We start from the raw sequence: 15,593 nt of genomic DNA on the forward strand, positions 1-15,593 counted from the left end.
ACGGCGTGTCAGTAAAGTCAGCAAAGAGTCAGCATGAGCCCGATCAAACGCGGTTACAGATGACTACAGATGCACGTGGGCCAACTCCCGGGATCATGGTCTTGACCTGGCAAAACCCCGGTTTTAAGCGGACCTGGTAGAGTGAAGGGCGAGCCGTGTTCTACTACCTGCTCAAATACGTTCTGCTGGGACCACTGCTCAGACTGGTCTTCCGGCCCCGTATCGAAGGGCTGGAGCACGTGCCGGCCTCGGGGGCGGCCATCGTCGCGGGCAACCATCTCTCCTTCTCGGACCACTTCGTGATGCCCGCGATCCTCAAACGGCGGATCACCTTCCTGGCCAAGGCCGAGTACTTCACCGGTCCCGGCATCAAGGGCCGGCTCACCGCGGCCTTCTTCCGCAGCGCGGGCCAGATCCCGGTCGACCGGTCCGGCAAGGAGGCCGGGCAGGCCGCGATCCGGGAGGGGCTCGGGGTGCTGCGCAAGGGCGAGCTGCTCGGCATCTACCCGGAGGGCACCCGGTCGCACGACGGCCGCCTGTACAAGGGCAAGGTCGGCGTCGCGGTCATGGCGCTCAGGGCCGGCGTGCCGGTCGTGCCGTGCGCGATGATCGGCACGTTCGAGGCACAGCCGCCCGGGAAGACCGTCCCGCGGCCGCACCCGATCGTGATCCGCTTCGGCAAGCCGCTGGACTTCTCCCGCTACGCGGGCATGGAGAACGAGAAGGCGATCCTGCGCGCCGCCACCGACGAGATCATGTACGCCATCCTGACGCTGTCCGAGCAGGAGTACGTCGACCAGTACGCGGCCGTCGCCAAGGCGGAGCAGTCCGAGGCGAAGGGCGACAGGCGCAGGTTCCCGCGGGCACCGCTCGGTTGACGCCGCCGGGCGCGCCGGACACGAGAGAGGGGCGGCCGGGCATCCCGGCCGCCCCTCGTCACCCGAGGCCGATCGCTACGCCTTCGGCGTGGCGTGCGGCGCGCAGGTCACGTCCGCCGAGTCGGTCTTCCCGGTGAGCAGGTAGGTGTCCACCCGGTCGTTGATGCACGGGTTGGCCAGGCCGGTGACTCCGTGGGAGCCCGCGTCCTTCTCGGTGATCAGACGGGAGCCCTTGAACCGCTTGTGCAGCTCGACGGCGCCCGCGTACGGCGTGGCGGCGTCCCGCGTGGACTGCACGATGAGCACCTCGGGCAGACCCTTGCCGGTCTTGACGTCCACCGGGTTCTGCTGCTTGACCGGCCACGTGGCGCACGGCAGGTTCATCCACGCGTTGGCCCACGTCATGAACGGGGCGGTCTTGTGGAGCCGCGTGTTGTCCCGGTCCCACGTCTTCCAGTTGGTGGGCCACTTGGCGTCGGTGCACTCCACCGCGGTGTAGACGGCGTTGCCGTTCTCCGAGGAGATGTTGCCCGCGATGTCGGACATGTCCGGGGCGGCGGCGTCGACCAGCGCCTGGGTGTCGCCGGCGACGTACTTGCTGAACACCTTCGCCGCCGGCGCCCACGACGAGTCGTAGTACGGCGCGCTCTGGAAGAAGGAGATCAGCTCGTTCGGGCCGACGACCCCGCCGATGGGGCTCTTCTTGGCGGTGGCGCGCAGCTTCAGCCACTGCTGCTGGACGGCGTCGCGGGTGGCGCCCAGGTGGTAGGTGGCGTCGTTCGCGGCGACCCAGTCCTGCCAGTCCTTCCAGCGGCCCTCGAAGGCGACGTCCTGGTTCAGGTTGGCCTGGTACCAGACGTTCTCGCGGGCCGGGTTGACGACGCTGTCGACGACCATCCGGCGCACATGGCCCGGGAACATCGTGCCGTAGACGGCGCCGAGGTAGGTGCCGTAGGAGACGCCGAGGAAGTTGAGCTTCTGCTCGCCGAGCGCGGCGCGGATGACGTCCAGGTCGCGGACGGTGTTCGGCGTGGTCATCTGCTGGAGCATGGCGCGGCCGGTGCGCTGGAGGCAGCCCTGCGCGTACTCGCGGGCCAGCTTGCGCTGGATGCTCTTGTCGGCCTCGGAGTCCGGCACCGGGTCCAGCTTGGACCCCTCGGCGAACTTCTGCGGGTCAGCGCAGGAGATGGGCGCCGAGTGGCCGACACCGCGCGGGTCGAAGCCGACGAAGTCGTAGGCCTTCGCCACGTTGGCCCAGATGGCGTTCTTGTTGGTGACCCGGGTCGGGAAGCGCAGGCCCGAACCGCCGGGGCCGCCCGGGTTGTAGAGGAGGGCGCCCTGGCGCTCCTCCTTGGTGCCGGTGTTGCCGATGCGGTCGACGGCCAGCTTGATCTGCTTGCCGTAGGGGTCGGCGTAGTCGATCGGCACCGAGACGTAACCGCACTGGATGGGCTTGGCCAGCCCCCAGTCGGCGGGGCAGTCCTGCCAGTCGATGCCGGCCTTCGCGGCACGCTCCGCGGCGATCGCCGCGCCGCGGGTCTCGCGGTCCTGCCCCTGGCCGTTGTTCGCGCCGGCCGCGGGCGTCGCCACCGCGCCGGCTATCAGGGTCGCCGTGACCAGCGCACCGGCCGAACCGAGCGCCAGCACTCGGTTCCTGGGTCTCATGTCCCTCAAGGGGGACCTCCCCGTACGTCGTTGCGAATTCGGTACGGGGATCTTTGCGGCTGTGAGGTCCCTGAGAACAGGGGTCGTTGACCTTCTTTGCCAATCCGATAAGCGGCGCGACGTGTCCCGCTGAGCGGAACCCCGAGGGTCCCGGCGTCGCCCGGAAGACCGGCGGCGGTCCGCACGGGGGGCGGGAGGCTCGGGGGTGGTCCGCGTGGCGGGCGCGGGCCGGGCCGGCGCGGCGGTCGGCGTCGGGGGCTCCAGGAGTCATGAAATATAGGCTGCTTGACCAGATCGTCCCGAATTGCCGCTTAACGCGTGCCACGCCGGACGTGGGACGAGCCGCCGACCCCCGGCCCGCGCCGAGGCGGAGCTGATCGGCCGTTACCCGGAGGCGACCGGCGGGCTGGACCGCGCCGACCCGGGTCGGCCCTGGGGCACCCACCGGGCCCCGCGGGCCCTACGGGTCCCGGACGGCGAGCCGCGCACCATCCCCTTCACCGCGCCGCCAAACTGCGGAAGTTGACGTCATCCACCACCGGGGGCGCGACGGGCGCAGGAGGCGGCGCGCCGCGACACGCGGCGCGGAATGTCCCCGAATGACCGACCGCCTTTCGGTGTAGGTTCGGCTCCCTTTCCGGGACCGCCACAGTTGCGCAACACGCCTCCCCGAACGGCGGAACAAGGCGCTCCGGTGCTGGTCCGGGGGTCGTCGGGTGAGGGGGCATCCGTTCGATCGCGAAGGTGTCCACCCGAAAGGGCGCGTGGTGAGTAACAACACAAACACTCGCTTCCATTGGGATTTTCGGACATCCGTGGGTGAAGATCCCTGTCTGACGACAAGCCCCCGCCACAACGGCGGGGCGGTCCGGGCGGACGCCGAGTCCTGCCGCCGCCCGGATGACCGGTCGACAGGAGTGGATCGGCAGGAGTGGAGGACCCAAGCACGACGGGTCGCCGGAACGGTCACACCATGGCCGGCCCGAGCAGCCCTTGGGGTGAAGCCGCGGCAACGCGGCCGGGCAACTTCGCCAGCCCGAATCCGACAGGTCATCCTTCACAGGCGGCTGACGAAGGGTTGCGCATGACTGCGCTCAATCGTGTCCCGTCGCTGATGGCCCGGGCCGGCACGGCCTCGGCCCTGACCCTGGCCGCCGTGGGCGGCTCGATCGTGGTGCCGGGTGTGGCCTCCGAGGCCTCGGCCGTGACGATGGCGTCCCAGGCGCTGAAGATCGCGGCGTCCAAGAAGGGGTCGCCCTACCAGTGGGGCGCCACGGGGCCGGGAAGGTTCGACTGCTCCGGGCTCACGCTGTACTCGTTCAAGAGGGCGGGCAAGAAGCTGCCCCGCACAGCCGAGCAGCAGTACAACAAGAGCCGGCACATCTCGGCGGGCAGCCGCCGGGCCGGGGACCTGGTGTTCTTCCACTCGGGCTCGTACGTGTACCACGTCGGCATCTACGCCGGCGCGGGCAAGATCTGGCACGCCCCGAAGACCGGGGACGTGGTGAAGCTGCAGAAGATCTGGACGAAGAGCGTCTGGTACGGCCGGGTCAGCTGACCCGGCCGCCGTGCGGGGCGGTGGCGGCGCCGCGGCGTCGTCACCGCACGTTCCTACGCTTCCTGGCCCGTGGCCGTCACGGGTCGGGCGGGAGCCGTCCACGGAAGTTCGATGCAGACCGTCTTGCCACCCTCCCGGGTCGGCCGCACGGTCAGCCTGCCGCCGCACTCGGCGGTGAGCCACCGGATGATCACCATGCCCCGGCCGTTGTCCTGCTGGACAGCGGCCGGCAGTCGTTTCGGGAACCGGGGGTGGCTGTCGGTGACCCCGATGCACAACCGTTCGTCACGCACGAGGACGAGGTCCACCGTGAAGGTGGGTGACTGCCCCAAAGTGTGCTGTACGGCGTTGGTGGCGAGTTCGGAGACGATGAGCCGCACCGTCTCGGCGGTGTCCGTGGCCGGCGGCAGGCCCCACTCCGCGAGCGTGCCGGCCACATAGGCACGGGCCGCGCAGACCGAGGCGGGATCGCTCGGCAGAGTGACGGATGCTTCCAGATGGTCTGCCATGGCGACGTCGTCCCTTTCCCACGGGAGCGGAGTCCGACACTGAGCGGATGGTTCGAGTACGGTCCCGGACTGGTGCTTCGCCGTCAGACTGCCATCAGTGCTCCGCTCTCGGTGGCGATCCACCGGGATATGCATATATCTGTCGCTCGATGCGGTGAACTCTGCGACGGAAGACCGTATGTGAAGCGGGTCGCGTGGAGCGTTCAGAGGGAGCGAGGGAGTAACCCATGCAGCACGGTCCCGCGGTGCGCCGCCGGAAACTGGGCGCCGAACTGCGCGCGCTGCGCACCGGCGCGGGCCTCACCAGTGGTGAGGCGGCCCGCCTGGTCGGCTGGCACCAGTCGAAGGTCAGCCGGATCGAAACCGGTACCAGTGGGGTGAAACCGGCCGATGTGCGCTCGCTCCTGGACGCGTACGCGGTCCACGACTCCCAGCTCCGCGAGTTGCTCCTGGTCCTCGCGGGACTGGACGACGGCGACGGCCGGCACCACTGGTGGCACGCCTATCGCGGGGTGCTGCCCCCGACCTACCGGGACTTCATCAGCCTGGAGTCGCAGGCGAGCGGGATGCGCACCCTGGAGACCTCGGTCGTCCCCGGACTGCTGCAGACCCCCGAGTACGCCCGCGCGGTCACCCGGGCCGCCGTGGACGGGCTCGACGAGGACCGGCTGGACGCGCTGGTGGAGGTGCGGCTGGCCCGCCAGGACGTGCTGCGCGCGCGACCGCCGCTGGAGCTGGACGCGGTGCTTGACGAGGCGGTGCTGCGCCGCGAGGTGGGCGGTCCGGAGATCATGCGGCGGCAGCTGGAGCGGCTGACGGAGGCGGCCCGGCTGCCCCAGGTACGGCTCCAGGTGCTGCCGTTCGCCGCCGGCGCGCACATCGGCATCACCGGGCCTTTCGTAATCTTCTCGTTTTCGAACACCTCTGATCTGAACGTGGTGGTTCTCGACCACCTGACGAGTAGCTTCCATCTCGAGCGGAAAGAAGACCTAGAGGCCTACACGGAGGCCTTCGACACCCTGCGGATCCACGCCCTCTCGCCCGAGGACTCGTTGGACTTCATCGCCGGGATACGCCAGGACCCTGACGGCGCACCACCGCGTACCGCCTGAGGAGGCACCATGTCCGCTCTGCCTCGGCACGTATCTTCCAGCATCGATCTGCACGGCGTGCGCTGGCTGCGCAGCAGCTACAGCACGGGAGCCAACAACTGCGTCGAGACGGCCCGGCCCGCCACGGGACCGTGGTCCGGGCTGCTCGCCGTACGCGACTCCAAGGCCCCGGCCGGGCCGGCGCTGCTCTTCTCCCCCGCGAGCTGGGCCCGCTTCACGGCCGCGGCGCACCGCGTCTGACGCACCATCCGGTCACATCCGCCCACGGTGACGCGCGGCCGTGTACGCCGACTCATGGTCGCGTCCCACCGATCACCCGTACAGCGCGTTCGATCTGCGCCCCGGAGAGGTCCGCGCGGGCGGTCAGCCTCAGCCGAGAGATGCCGTCGGGCACGGAGGGAGGACGGAAGCAGCCCACGGCGAGGCCGGCCGCCCGGCAGTCGGCCGCCCAACGCACGGCCTGCTCCGGGGACGGCGCGCGCACCGAGACCACCGCGGCGTCCGGACGCACCGCTTCCAGACCCGCGGCGGTCAGGCGCGCGTGGAGTTCGGCCGCCACCGCTCGCGCGCGTGCCGCCCGCTCCGGTTCGCGGCGCAGCAGTCGCAGCGCCGCCAGGGCGGCTCCCGCGGCGGCGGGGGCGAGGCCGGTGTCGAAGATGAACGTCCGGGCCGCGTTGACGAGGTGGTCGATCACCCGTGCGGGCCCGAGGACGACTCCGCCCTGGCTGCCGAGCGACTTCGACAGCGTGGCCGTGACGACCACGTCGTCGGCGCCCGCCACTCCGGCGGCGTGCGCGGCGCCGCGGCCGCCGGCGCCCAGGACGCCCAGCCCGTGGGCGTCGTCGGCGAGGAGTCCCGCGCCGCGCTCCCGGCACACCGCGGCGAGCTCGGCCAGCGGGGCCGCGTCGCCGTCGACCGAGAACACCGTGTCCGAGACGAGCACGGCCGGGCCCTCGTGAGTGCCGAGCGCCTTGCGCACGGCGTCCGGGTCGGCGTGCGCGACGACCTGTGTCGTGCCCCGGGCCAGCCGGCAGCCGTCGATGAGCGAGGCGTGGTTGCCCGCGTCGGAGACGACGAGTGAGCCGTGCGGCGCCAGCTCGGTGACCGCGGCCAGGTTCGCGGCGTATCCGGAGGAGAAGACCAGCGCCGCCTCGAAGCCGCAGAAACCGGACAGTTCGCGCTCCAGTTCGGCGTGCAGTTCGGTGGTGCCGGTGACGAGCCGGGAGCCGGTCGAGCCGCCGCCCCAGGTGCGTGCCGCGGCCGCGGCTCCCTCGGTCACCTCCGGGTGGCGGGCGAGCCCCAGGTAGTCGTTGCCCGCGAGGTCGAGCAGCGGCGAGTCGGCGGGGCGGGGCCGCAGGGTCCGTACGAGTCCGGCCCGGCGGCGTGCGTCCGCCTGCTCCTCGATCCAGCCGAACGCCATGGGTCCTCCGGGGCATGTGTAGGCAGTGCACAGACCCTAGCGGCAAGGCCTGCCGCCCCTCATGTGGCCATACCCACATGTCGATGTGCCCGTCGTTGTGCGGAGTCTCCTTGGCCGCGGACCGGGCCGTAGGACAGGATCAGCTCTCATGAACCTGCTGAACACGCTGGTGGACAAGGGACTTCGGCGCGAGTCGCCGACCCGCGAGGAAGCTCTGGCCGTGCTGGCCACCTCGGACGACGACCTGCTGGATGTGGTGGCCGCGGCCGGGAAGGTGCGCCGCCACTGGTTCGGCCGGCGGGTGAAACTCAACTATCTCGTCAACCTCAAGTCGGGTCTGTGCCCCGAGGACTGCTCGTACTGCTCGCAGCGGCTCGGTTCGAAGGCCGACATCCTCAAGTACACCTGGCTCAAGCCCGACCAGGCCTCCGAGGCCGCCGCGGCCGGGCTCGCGGGCGGCGCCAAGCGGGTCTGCCTGGTGGCCAGCGGGCGCGGTCCGACCGACCGTGACGTGGACCGGGTCTCCGACACCATCAAGGCGATCAAGGAGCAGAACGAGGGTGTCGAGGTGTGCGCCTGCCTCGGTCTGCTCTCCGACGGCCAGGCCGAGCGGCTGCGCGAGGCCGGGGCCGACGCCTACAACCACAACCTCAACACCTCCGAGGCGACGTACGGCGGCATCACCACCACCCACACCTACGCCGACCGGGTGGACACGGTGCACAAGGCGCACGCGGCCGGGCTGTCCGCCTGCTCGGGGCTCATCGCGGGTATGGGCGAGAGCGACGAGGACCTGGTCGACGTGGTCTTCTCGCTGCGCGAGCTGGACCCGGACTCCGTTCCGGTGAACTTCCTGATCCCGTTCGAGGGCACACCGCTCGCCAAGGAGTGGAACCTGACCCCGCAGCGCTGCCTGCGGATCCTGGCGATGGTCCGGTTCGTCTGCCCGGACGTGGAGGTGCGGATCGCGGGCGGCCGCGAGGTGCACCTGCGCACCATGCAGCCCCTCGCGCTGCACCTGGCCAACTCGATCTTCCTCGGCGACTACCTGACCAGCGAGGGCCAGGCGGGCAAGGCCGACCTGGAGATGATCGCGGACGCCGGGTTCGAGGTGGAGGGCGCCGACCAGGTGACGCTGCCCGAGCACCGGTCGGCGGCCGGGGGCGCGTGCGGGTCGCACGACGGCGCCGGGTGCGGGTCCCACGAAGGTTCGGGCTGCGGATCGCACGAGGAGCCGGGGTGCGGGTCGCACCAGGGTGGCGGAGTCTGCGGCTCCGCCGAGGCACCGGCAGCCGAGGCACCGGCACCGGAATCGGCGCCGGTACCGGAGCCCGCGGCCGGCAACGAGCCGCGTACCGACCTGGTCGCCGTACGCCGCCGGGGCGCCGGAACGGACCTCGCGCCCAATGCCTGATCCCCACAACACGCCCGGCCCGGACGTGCCCGAGCTGCTGGAGCTCGACCGGCGGCACGTGTGGCACCCGTACGGACCCATGCCCGGCCGCCAGGAACCGCTCGTCGTGGAGTCGGCGAGCGGGGTCCGGCTGAGGCTCGCGGACGGCTCGGGCGAACTGGTCGACGGCATGTCGTCGTGGTGGGCGGCGATCCACGGCTACAACCACCCGGTGCTGAACGAGGCCGCGCGGGAGCAGCTGGAGCGGATGAGCCACGTGATGTTCGGCGGGCTCACGCACGAGCCCGCCGTCCGGCTGGCGAAGCTCCTCGTCGACATGTCACCGGAGGGACTCGAGCACGTGTTCCTCGCCGACTCCGGTTCGGTGTCGGTCGAGGTCGCGGTCAAGATGTGCCTGCAGTACTGGCGCTCGCTCGGCCGCCCGGACAAGCGGCGGCTGCTGACCTGGCGGGGCGGCTACCACGGGGACACCTGGCAGCCGATGTCCGTGTGCGACCCCGAGGGCGGGATGCACGAGCTGTGGACCGGTGTGCTGCCCCGTCAGGTCTTCGCCGACGCACCGCCGGCCGAGTACGAGGAGGCGTACGCCGCCCACCTGCGCGAGATGGTCGAACGGCACGCCGGCGAACTGGCCGCCGTGATCGTCGAACCGGTGGTGCAGGGCGCGGGCGGGATGCGCTTCCACTCCCCCGCCTATCTGCGGGTGCTGCGCGAGGTGTGCGACGCGCACGACGTGCTCCTGGTGTTCGACGAGATCGCGACCGGGTTCGGGCGCACCGGCGCCCTGTTCGCGGCGGAGCACGCCGCCGTGACGCCGGACGTGATGTGCGTGGGCAAGGCGCTGACGGGCGGCTATCTGACGATGGCGGCGACGCTGTGCACCGCGCGGGTGGCCGAGGGGATCTCGCGCGGCGAGGTGCCGGTGCTCGCGCACGGCCCGACCTTCATGGCCAACCCGCTGGCGGCGGCCGTGGCCTGCGCGTCGATCGAGCTGCTGCTCGGCCAGGACTGGCGCGCGGAGGTCAAGCGGATCGAGGCGGGGCTACGGGACGGACTCGCTCCGGCGGCGGAGCTGCCGGGTGTGCGGGACGTGCGTGTCATGGGCGCCATCGGAGTGGTCCAGCTCGACCACGCGGTGGACATGGCGGCGGCCACGCGGGCGGCCGTGCGCGAGGGCGTGTGGCTGCGGCCGTTCCGCGACCTGGTGTACACGATGCCGCCGTACGTCACCGGCGACGTGGACGTGGCACGGATCGCGCGCGCGGTGTGCGCGGCGGCGAGGGAGGGCTGAGATGCCGGTACTGGTGATCACGGGCACGGGCACGGAGGTCGGCAAGACGGTGGCGACGGCCGCCGTCGCCGCCGCGGCCGTCGCGGCCGGGCGGTCGGTGGCCGTGCTGAAGCCCGCGCAGACCGGTGTGGGGCCGGACGAGCGCGGGGACGCCGACGAGGTCGCCCGGCTGGCCGGTGATGTCACGGCGCGTGAACTCGCGCGCTATCCGGAGCCGTTGGCGCCCGCGACGGCGGCCCTGCGGGCCGGGCTGGCGCCGGTGCGCCCGCACGAGGTGGCCGAGGCCGCCGCCAAGCTGGCCACCGAGCACGACCTGGTGCTGGTGGAGGGCGCGGGCGGGCTGCTCGTCCGCTTCGACGCGGACGGCGGCACCCTGGCGGACGCGGCGCGGCTGCTGGGCGCTCCGGTGCTGGTCGTGGCCACGGCGGGTCTGGGCACGCTGAACACGACGGAGCTGACGGCCCGTGAACTGCGTGCCCGCGGTCTGGACCTGCTCGGCGTGGTGATCGGCAGCTGGCCCGCCGAGCCCGACCTCGCCTGCCGGTGCAACGTCACCGACCTCCCCGAAACCGCCGGTGCCCCCCTGCTGGGCGCCCTCCCCGAAGCGGCGGGCGCCCTGCCCCCGCCCGCCTTCCGCTCCCTGGCCCCCACCTGGCTGGCCCCCCGGCTCGACGGCACGTGGAACGCGTCGGTCTTCACCGGCCGCGAGGCACCCGCACCGTTCACCGGCGGCGTCTGACGGGGCCGCCCGGCCTCGCGGAAGTGTGGGGCGGGGCGTGCGGTGGGCAGGCGCTGGGGACACTCACCGTGGGTTTGTCACGGTCGGGAGGGTGCCATGGTGTCGTGGTCCGGCGGCCGCGGGAAGGCGGCGCGGGAGGCCGTCCGGCATCCGGTGTTCGCCCGTTACTACGCCCGGGCCGCCCTGGGCGCGGAGACCGGCATGGGCATCGCCGGGGTGCGCCGGCGGCTGCTGGCCGGGCTGTCCGGGCGGGTGATCGAGATCGGCGCGGGCACCGGGCTCAACTTCGCGCGCTACCCGGACTCGGTCGCGGAGGTCGTCGCGATCGAACCGGAGCGGCTGCTGCGGCAGCGGGCGTTCGAGGCCGCCCTGCGCGCCGAGGTCCCGGTCGACGTGGTGCCGGGCTGTGCGGAGGCGCTGCCGGTGAAGAGCGAGGCGTTCGACGCGGTGGTGCTCGCGCAGGTGCTGTGCAGCGTGCGCGACGTGCCGCGCGCGCTCGCCGAGGCGCGGCGGGTGCTGAAGCCCGGCGGCGAGGTGCGGTTCTTCGAGCACGGCCGCGGCGGGGGCCGGGCGATGGCCCTGACCCAGCGCACCTTGGACCTCACGGTGTGGCCCCTGCTGTGCGGCGGCTGCCATCTGGCCCGCGACGCGGTCCCCGCCCTGCGCGACGCCGGGTTCGAGCTGGGCCCCTACCGGCGAATGCTGATTCCGGAGAAGGGGCCGGTCCTGCCCTCCTCGTACTGCGTGCTGGGCACGGCCTGGCGTCCGCTCTCCACGGGCCCCGGCAGGCGGCCGATCACCTGATCAGCCGATCGGACGACCACGTGTGCCACTCTCCGTGCGGACACAGGCACAGAGCGCTGCGCGCATGCCCCTCGCGCGGTTGCCGGGGCCCTGAGAGCGCCGCCCGGCCCGCTGACGGATACCGGCTGTGGGCCGGGTCACATTACGCTCGGCTGGGGACGAAGCTGTCACGAGCCAGACGTAACGGGTCGAAGGACCCCCGAGGAGGCCCCGTGTCCATACCTGCTGCGCCGTCGGGCCGGGCGTCGGCCGACGGGATCGCGGCCCGCGCCCGCGGGCTGACCAAGGCGTACGGATCGGGCGAGACCGCCGTGCTCGCGCTGGACTCGGTGGACGTCGACATCGCACGCCGGCGTTTCACCACGGTGATGGGTCCCTCCGGCTCCGGGAAGTCCACGCTGATGCACTGCCTGGCCGGACTGGACACCGTCACGGCCGGCCAGGTCTGGGTCGGGGACACCGAGATCACCGGACTGAAGGACCGCGAACTGACCCGGCTGCGCCGGGACCGGATCGGCTTCATGTTCCAGTCGTTCAACCTCATCCCCACCCTGAACGCGCTGGAGAACATCACGCTGCCGATGGACATCGCGGGCCGCAGGCCTGACGAGAAGTGGCTGGACGAGGTCATCGACACGCTGGGGCTGCGCAACCGGCTGGGGCACCGTCCGTCCCAGCTGTCCGGCGGCCAGCAGCAGCGTGTGGCCTGCGCGCGGGCCCTGGCCTCCCGTCCGGAGCTGATCTTCGCCGACGAACCGACCGGCAATCTCGACTCGCGGGCCGGTCTCGAGGTGCTCGGCTTCCTGCGCGACGCCGTCGACAGCCTCGGGCAGACCGTCGTCATGGTGACCCACGACCCGAACGCCGCCGCCCACTCCGACCTGGTGCTGTACCTCGCGGACGGCCGGATCGTGGACGCGATGGAGCATCCGACCGCGGAGGCCGTGCTGGAGCGCATGCGCCTGTTCGCCGGAGCGGTCGTCCCCGCCGCCCCCGGCTTCGATCCCGGCTTCGATCCCGGCCTCGACGCGTTCCACGGCCGGCTCGGCGGGGACGGCCTCGCCGTCGAGGAGGCCTGATCCGGTGCTCAAGGCGACCCTGCGCAGCTTCCTGGACCACAGGGGGCGGCTGCTGCTCTCGGCCCTGGCCGTCATCCTGTCCGTGGCCTTCGTCACGGGCAGCCTGATCTTCTCCGACACCGTCGCCCGCACCTTCAACCAGCTTTTCGCCTCGACCGCCGCCGATGTGACGGTGGCGCCCAAGCAGGAGCTGACGTCCGCACTGCCCACCGGCGTCGTGCAGACCGTGCCGGCGTCCCTCGCCCAGCGGGTGGCCGGGGTCGACGGCGTGGCGGCGACGCACGTGGACGTGGCCGTCCGGAACGCCATGGTCGTCGACAGCCGCAACGAAGCGGTCGGCCCGACCACCGGCGCCCCGACCGTCGTCTCCAACTGGCAGGTCACCGACCGCAGCCCGGTGCGGCTGACCTCCGGACACGCCCCGCGCGGTGACGGCGAGGCCCTGCTGGACGCCGACACCGCCCGGCACGACGGCGTACGGATCGGCGACATGCTCGCGGTCCAGGCGCAGCCCGGCTCGTTCCGCGTCCGGGTCGTCGGCATCGCCACGTTCACCACCACCAACCCGGGTGCGGCCAGGCTCTTCCTGGACACGCCCACCGCCCAGGCCAGGCTGCTCGGCTCGACCGCCCGTGCGACGAGCATCTCGGTCGACGCGGCCAAGGGCGTCACCGACGCCCAGCTCAAGCAACGCGTCGCCCGGGCCGTCGGCAGCGGCGGCTACGACCTGCGGACCGCCGGTGAGCAGGCCAAGTCGGCCGCCGCCCGGCTCGGCGGATTCGTCAAGATCATCAAGTACGTCATGGTCGGGTTCGCCGGGATCGCGGTCCTCGTCGGCATCTTCCTGATCGTCAACACCTTCTCCATGCTCATCGCCCAGCGCACCCGCGAGCTGGGTCTGCTGCGCGCCCTGGGCGCCGACCGGCAGCAGGTCCGGCGCTCGGTGCTGGCCGAGGCGGTGCTGCTCGGCGTCGTCGGCTCCACGGTGGGACTCGCGGCCGGGATCGGTCTGGCGGCCGGGCTGATCCAGCTGATGAGCTCGTTCGACATGAACCTGACGACCTCGGCGATGGTCGTCAGGTGGAGCACGCCCGTCGCCGCGTACGGCGTCGGCATCGGTGTCACCTTCCTGGCGGCCTACCTCCCGGCCCGCCGCGCCGCGGCCGTCTCGCCCATGGCGGCCCTGGCGGACACCGAGGTGGCCGGCGTGGGCCGGCCGCTGCGGGTGCGCGCGCTGGCGGGCGCGGGCGTGGGCGCGGCCGGCGCGGCGGCGCTCGCGGGCTGCGCCGCCGCGCACCGGACCGCGACCGCCGCCTCCCTGCTGGGCGTGGGCATCGTCCTCACCCTGGTCGCCGTCGTCGTCGCCGGGCCGCTGCTGGTGCGCCCGCTGATCCGGGTGCTGGGCGGGGCCTTCCCGGCCCTGTTCGGGTCCATCGGGCGGATGAGCCAGCGCAACGCGCTGCGCAACCCGCGCCGTACCGGCGCCACCGCGGCCGCCCTGATGGTGGGCCTTGCCCTGGTCGGCGGACTGTCCGTGGCCAGTGCCTCCATGACCAACTCCCTGGATCGGCAGATCGACAGGGTGCTGGGCGCCGACTACGTGGTGCAGAACCGCAACTTCCTGCCGTTCTCCGCGGAGGTCACGCACACGGTGCGCGACACCCCGGGCGCCGGCACCGTCGTACGGCAGCGCCTCGCGGCCGTCGCCCTGCGGCTGCCGGACGGCAAGCGCGTCGCGACCACCGCCTCCGGGTACGACCCGCGGCTCGACTCGGTCGCCCACATCAAGTACGTCCGCGGCGACACGGCGGCGGCGCTCGCCGACGGGCACATCGCCATGGACGCGCGCTTCGCCGGGAAGCACGGGGTGCGGGCCGGGACCGTGCTGCCCGTCGAGTTCCAGGGCGGACGGCAGGCACGGCTGACCGTGGCGGCGCTCACCAACCAGGACGCGGCCGAGGGGCTCGGCATCGAGGGCGGCGTGTACTTCGGCATGGGGACCCTGGAGAAGTACGTGCCGAACACCCCGGACGCCGCCCTGTACGTGAACGCCGCTCCCGGCACCGGCGCCGGGCAGTTGCGCGCCCACCTGGAGAAGGCCCTCGTGCCGTACCCCAATGTGCAGGTGCGCGACCAGGCGGACTACAAGAAGCTCGTCCACGACCAGATCGCGGTCCTGCTCTACCTCGTCTACGCGCTGCTCGGCCTCGCGATCGTCATCGCGGTCCTGGGCGTGGTCAACACCCTCGCCCTGTCGGTGGTGGAGCGCACCCGGGAGATCGGTCTGCTGAGGGCCATCGGTCTGTCCCGCCGTCAGCTGCGGCGGATGATCCGGCTGGAGTCGGTGGTGATCGCCGTCTTCGGCGCGGTCCTGGGACTGTCCCTGGGCCTGGTGTGGGGCCTGTGCACCCAGCGGGTGCTGGCACTTCAGGGCATGAGGGCGCTGGCCATCCCCTGGAGCACGATCGTGGCGGTGGTGATCGGCGCGGCGCTCGTGGGCGTAGTGGCGGCGCTGCTGCCGGCGCTGCGCGCCTCCCGGATGAACGTGCTGGCGGCGATCGCGCACGAGTGACCCGGTCGCGGCGGGCCCCGCGTCCGGATACTGGAATTGCGCCCGGCGCCCGGTGGCGCGTGGTGTCATCGCCGCATGAGCGATCTGCACATACGCGCGGCGACCGCAGACGACCTAGACGCCGTACTGGCCTTCTGGACGACGGCCGCGGAGGGCACGAGCATCAGCGACGACCGGGACGGCGTGGCCCGCCTGATCGCCCGCGACCCGGAGTCCCTGCTGCTGGCGGTACGGGACGGCGAACTGGCCGGCACGGTCATCGCGGGCTTCGACGGCTGGCGCTGCCATCTGTACCGGCTGGCCGTGCACCCGGACCGGCGGCGCCAGGGCATCGGCTCCGCCCTGCTGGCGGCCGCCGAGGAACGGTTCGTGCGGCTCGGCGGGAGGCGCGGGGACGCCATGGTGCTCACCCGAAACGAGAACGCGCACCACGCCTGGCGGGCGGCGGGCTACGCGCCGGAGGAGCGCTGGCGTCGCTGGGTGAAGCCCCTGACGGACTGAAAACGACCTTCCTTTGCCTTTCCTTTACCATTGCGGGACATCCGTTCCTGC

General features: G+C 72.2%; 14 protein-coding genes. 11 read left to right on the forward strand and 3 right to left on the reverse strand.

Going from position 1 to position 15,593, the window contains the following annotated elements; genetic code table 11:
* Window positions 1–155 precede the first annotated feature (155 nt).
* Window positions 156–878: a lysophospholipid acyltransferase family protein gene (locus tag OIE49_RS06665; RefSeq protein WP_326801517.1), complete on the forward strand. Its 723-nt coding sequence runs from the start codon at window positions 156–158 to the stop codon at window positions 876–878.
* A gap of 75 nt (window positions 879–953) precedes the next feature.
* Here the strand turns inward: OIE49_RS06665 and OIE49_RS06670 are convergent, their stop codons facing one another.
* The gene (locus tag OIE49_RS06670) at window positions 954–2,543 is read right to left on the reverse strand and encodes an alpha/beta hydrolase (RefSeq protein ID WP_326801518.1); all 1,590 of its coding nucleotides are present in this window, start codon (window positions 2,541–2,543) and stop codon (window positions 954–956) included.
* 1,084 nt (window positions 2,544–3,627) lie between these two features.
* Here OIE49_RS06670 and OIE49_RS06675 point away from each other — a divergent pair.
* Window positions 3,628–4,101, forward strand: coding sequence for a C40 family peptidase (locus tag OIE49_RS06675; RefSeq protein ID WP_100567313.1), 474 nt, complete (start codon window positions 3,628–3,630; stop codon window positions 4,099–4,101).
* Window positions 4,102–4,154: 53 nt separating this feature from the next.
* Here OIE49_RS06675 and OIE49_RS06680 read toward each other — a convergent pair whose 3' ends face one another.
* Window positions 4,155–4,610: an ATP-binding protein gene (locus OIE49_RS06680; RefSeq protein WP_326801519.1), complete on the reverse strand. Its 456-nt coding sequence runs from the start codon at window positions 4,608–4,610 to the stop codon at window positions 4,155–4,157.
* Window positions 4,611–4,837: 227 nt separating this feature from the next.
* Between OIE49_RS06680 and OIE49_RS06685 the strand changes: the two genes are divergently transcribed.
* Together OIE49_RS06685 and OIE49_RS06690 are read left to right on the forward strand one after the other, a co-directional pair.
* Window positions 4,838–5,722 carry a helix-turn-helix domain-containing protein gene (locus tag OIE49_RS06685; protein WP_326801520.1) on the forward strand — a complete coding sequence of 295 codons (885 nt, stop codon included), beginning with the start codon at window positions 4,838–4,840 and terminating at the stop codon, window positions 5,720–5,722.
* Between the two features lie 9 nt (window positions 5,723–5,731).
* Window positions 5,732–5,962, forward strand: coding sequence for a DUF397 domain-containing protein (locus OIE49_RS06690; RefSeq protein ID WP_100567310.1), 231 nt, complete (start codon window positions 5,732–5,734; stop codon window positions 5,960–5,962).
* Window positions 5,963–6,014: 52 nt separating this feature from the next.
* Here the strand turns inward: OIE49_RS06690 and OIE49_RS06695 are convergent, their stop codons facing one another.
* The gene (locus OIE49_RS06695; protein WP_326801521.1) at window positions 6,015–7,142 is read right to left on the reverse strand and encodes an 8-amino-7-oxononanoate synthase; all 1,128 of its coding nucleotides are present in this window, start codon (window positions 7,140–7,142) and stop codon (window positions 6,015–6,017) included.
* Window positions 7,143–7,290: 148 nt separating this feature from the next.
* Between OIE49_RS06695 and bioB the strand changes: the two genes are divergently transcribed.
* The 7 genes from bioB to OIE49_RS06730 all read left to right on the forward strand — a co-directional run bounded on the left by bioB (window position 7,291) and on the right by OIE49_RS06730 (window position 15,542).
* Entirely contained in the window at window positions 7,291–8,556 is a 1,266-nt protein-coding gene (gene bioB, locus OIE49_RS06700) for a biotin synthase BioB (protein WP_326801522.1), read from the forward strand.
* A complete protein-coding gene (locus OIE49_RS06705; RefSeq protein WP_326801523.1) occupies window positions 8,549–9,847 on the forward strand; it encodes an adenosylmethionine--8-amino-7-oxononanoate transaminase in 1,299 nt (432 codons plus the stop codon). Before bioB ends, OIE49_RS06705 begins: the two co-directional genes overlap by 8 nt.
* Before the next feature lies 1 nt (window position 9,848).
* Window positions 9,849–10,586, forward strand: a complete 738-nt coding sequence (gene bioD, locus OIE49_RS06710; RefSeq protein WP_326801524.1) for a dethiobiotin synthase — start codon at window positions 9,849–9,851, stop codon at window positions 10,584–10,586.
* Between the two features lie 96 nt (window positions 10,587–10,682).
* Complete coding sequence (locus tag OIE49_RS06715; RefSeq protein ID WP_326801525.1) at window positions 10,683–11,390, forward strand: class I SAM-dependent methyltransferase; 708 nt, start codon at window positions 10,683–10,685, stop codon at window positions 11,388–11,390.
* A gap of 212 nt (window positions 11,391–11,602) precedes the next feature.
* Window positions 11,603–12,469, forward strand: a complete 867-nt coding sequence (locus OIE49_RS06720; RefSeq protein WP_326801526.1) for an ABC transporter ATP-binding protein — start codon at window positions 11,603–11,605, stop codon at window positions 12,467–12,469.
* A gap of 4 nt (window positions 12,470–12,473) precedes the next feature.
* Complete coding sequence (locus OIE49_RS06725) at window positions 12,474–15,041, forward strand: ABC transporter permease (protein ID WP_326801527.1); 2,568 nt, start codon at window positions 12,474–12,476, stop codon at window positions 15,039–15,041.
* A gap of 75 nt (window positions 15,042–15,116) precedes the next feature.
* Window positions 15,117–15,542 carry a GNAT family N-acetyltransferase gene (locus OIE49_RS06730; RefSeq protein WP_326801528.1) on the forward strand — a complete coding sequence of 142 codons (426 nt, stop codon included), beginning with the start codon at window positions 15,117–15,119 and terminating at the stop codon, window positions 15,540–15,542.
* Window positions 15,543–15,593: the final 51 nt, after the last annotated feature.

It is taken from the genome of Streptomyces sp. NBC_01788 (assembly GCF_035917575.1).
Taxonomy (GTDB): domain Bacteria; phylum Actinomycetota; class Actinomycetes; order Streptomycetales; family Streptomycetaceae; genus Streptomyces.

Bases quoted from the DNA above. Each gene is read 5' to 3' on its own strand.
- OIE49_RS06670 (WP_326801518.1), bottom strand. From the start codon at position 2,543: ATGAGACCCAGGAACCGAGTGCTGGCGCTCGGTTCGGCCGGTGCGCTG.
- OIE49_RS06675 (WP_100567313.1), top strand. From the start codon at position 3,628: ATGACTGCGCTCAATCGTGTCCCGTCGCTGATGGCCCGGGCCGGCACG.
- OIE49_RS06680 (WP_326801519.1), bottom strand. From the start codon at position 4,610: ATGGCAGACCATCTGGAAGCATCCGTCACTCTGCCGAGCGATCCCGCC.
- OIE49_RS06685 (WP_326801520.1), top strand. From the start codon at position 4,838: ATGCAGCACGGTCCCGCGGTGCGCCGCCGGAAACTGGGCGCCGAACTG.
- OIE49_RS06690 (WP_100567310.1), top strand. From the start codon at position 5,732: ATGTCCGCTCTGCCTCGGCACGTATCTTCCAGCATCGATCTGCACGGC.
- OIE49_RS06695 (WP_326801521.1), bottom strand. From the start codon at position 7,142: ATGGCGTTCGGCTGGATCGAGGAGCAGGCGGACGCACGCCGCCGGGCC.
- bioB (WP_326801522.1), top strand. From the start codon at position 7,291: ATGAACCTGCTGAACACGCTGGTGGACAAGGGACTTCGGCGCGAGTCG.
- OIE49_RS06705 (WP_326801523.1), top strand. From the start codon at position 8,549: ATGCCTGATCCCCACAACACGCCCGGCCCGGACGTGCCCGAGCTGCTG.
- bioD (WP_326801524.1), top strand. From the start codon at position 9,849: ATGCCGGTACTGGTGATCACGGGCACGGGCACGGAGGTCGGCAAGACG.
- OIE49_RS06715 (WP_326801525.1), top strand. From the start codon at position 10,683: ATGGTGTCGTGGTCCGGCGGCCGCGGGAAGGCGGCGCGGGAGGCCGTC.
- OIE49_RS06730 (WP_326801528.1), top strand. From the start codon at position 15,117: ATGAGCGATCTGCACATACGCGCGGCGACCGCAGACGACCTAGACGCC.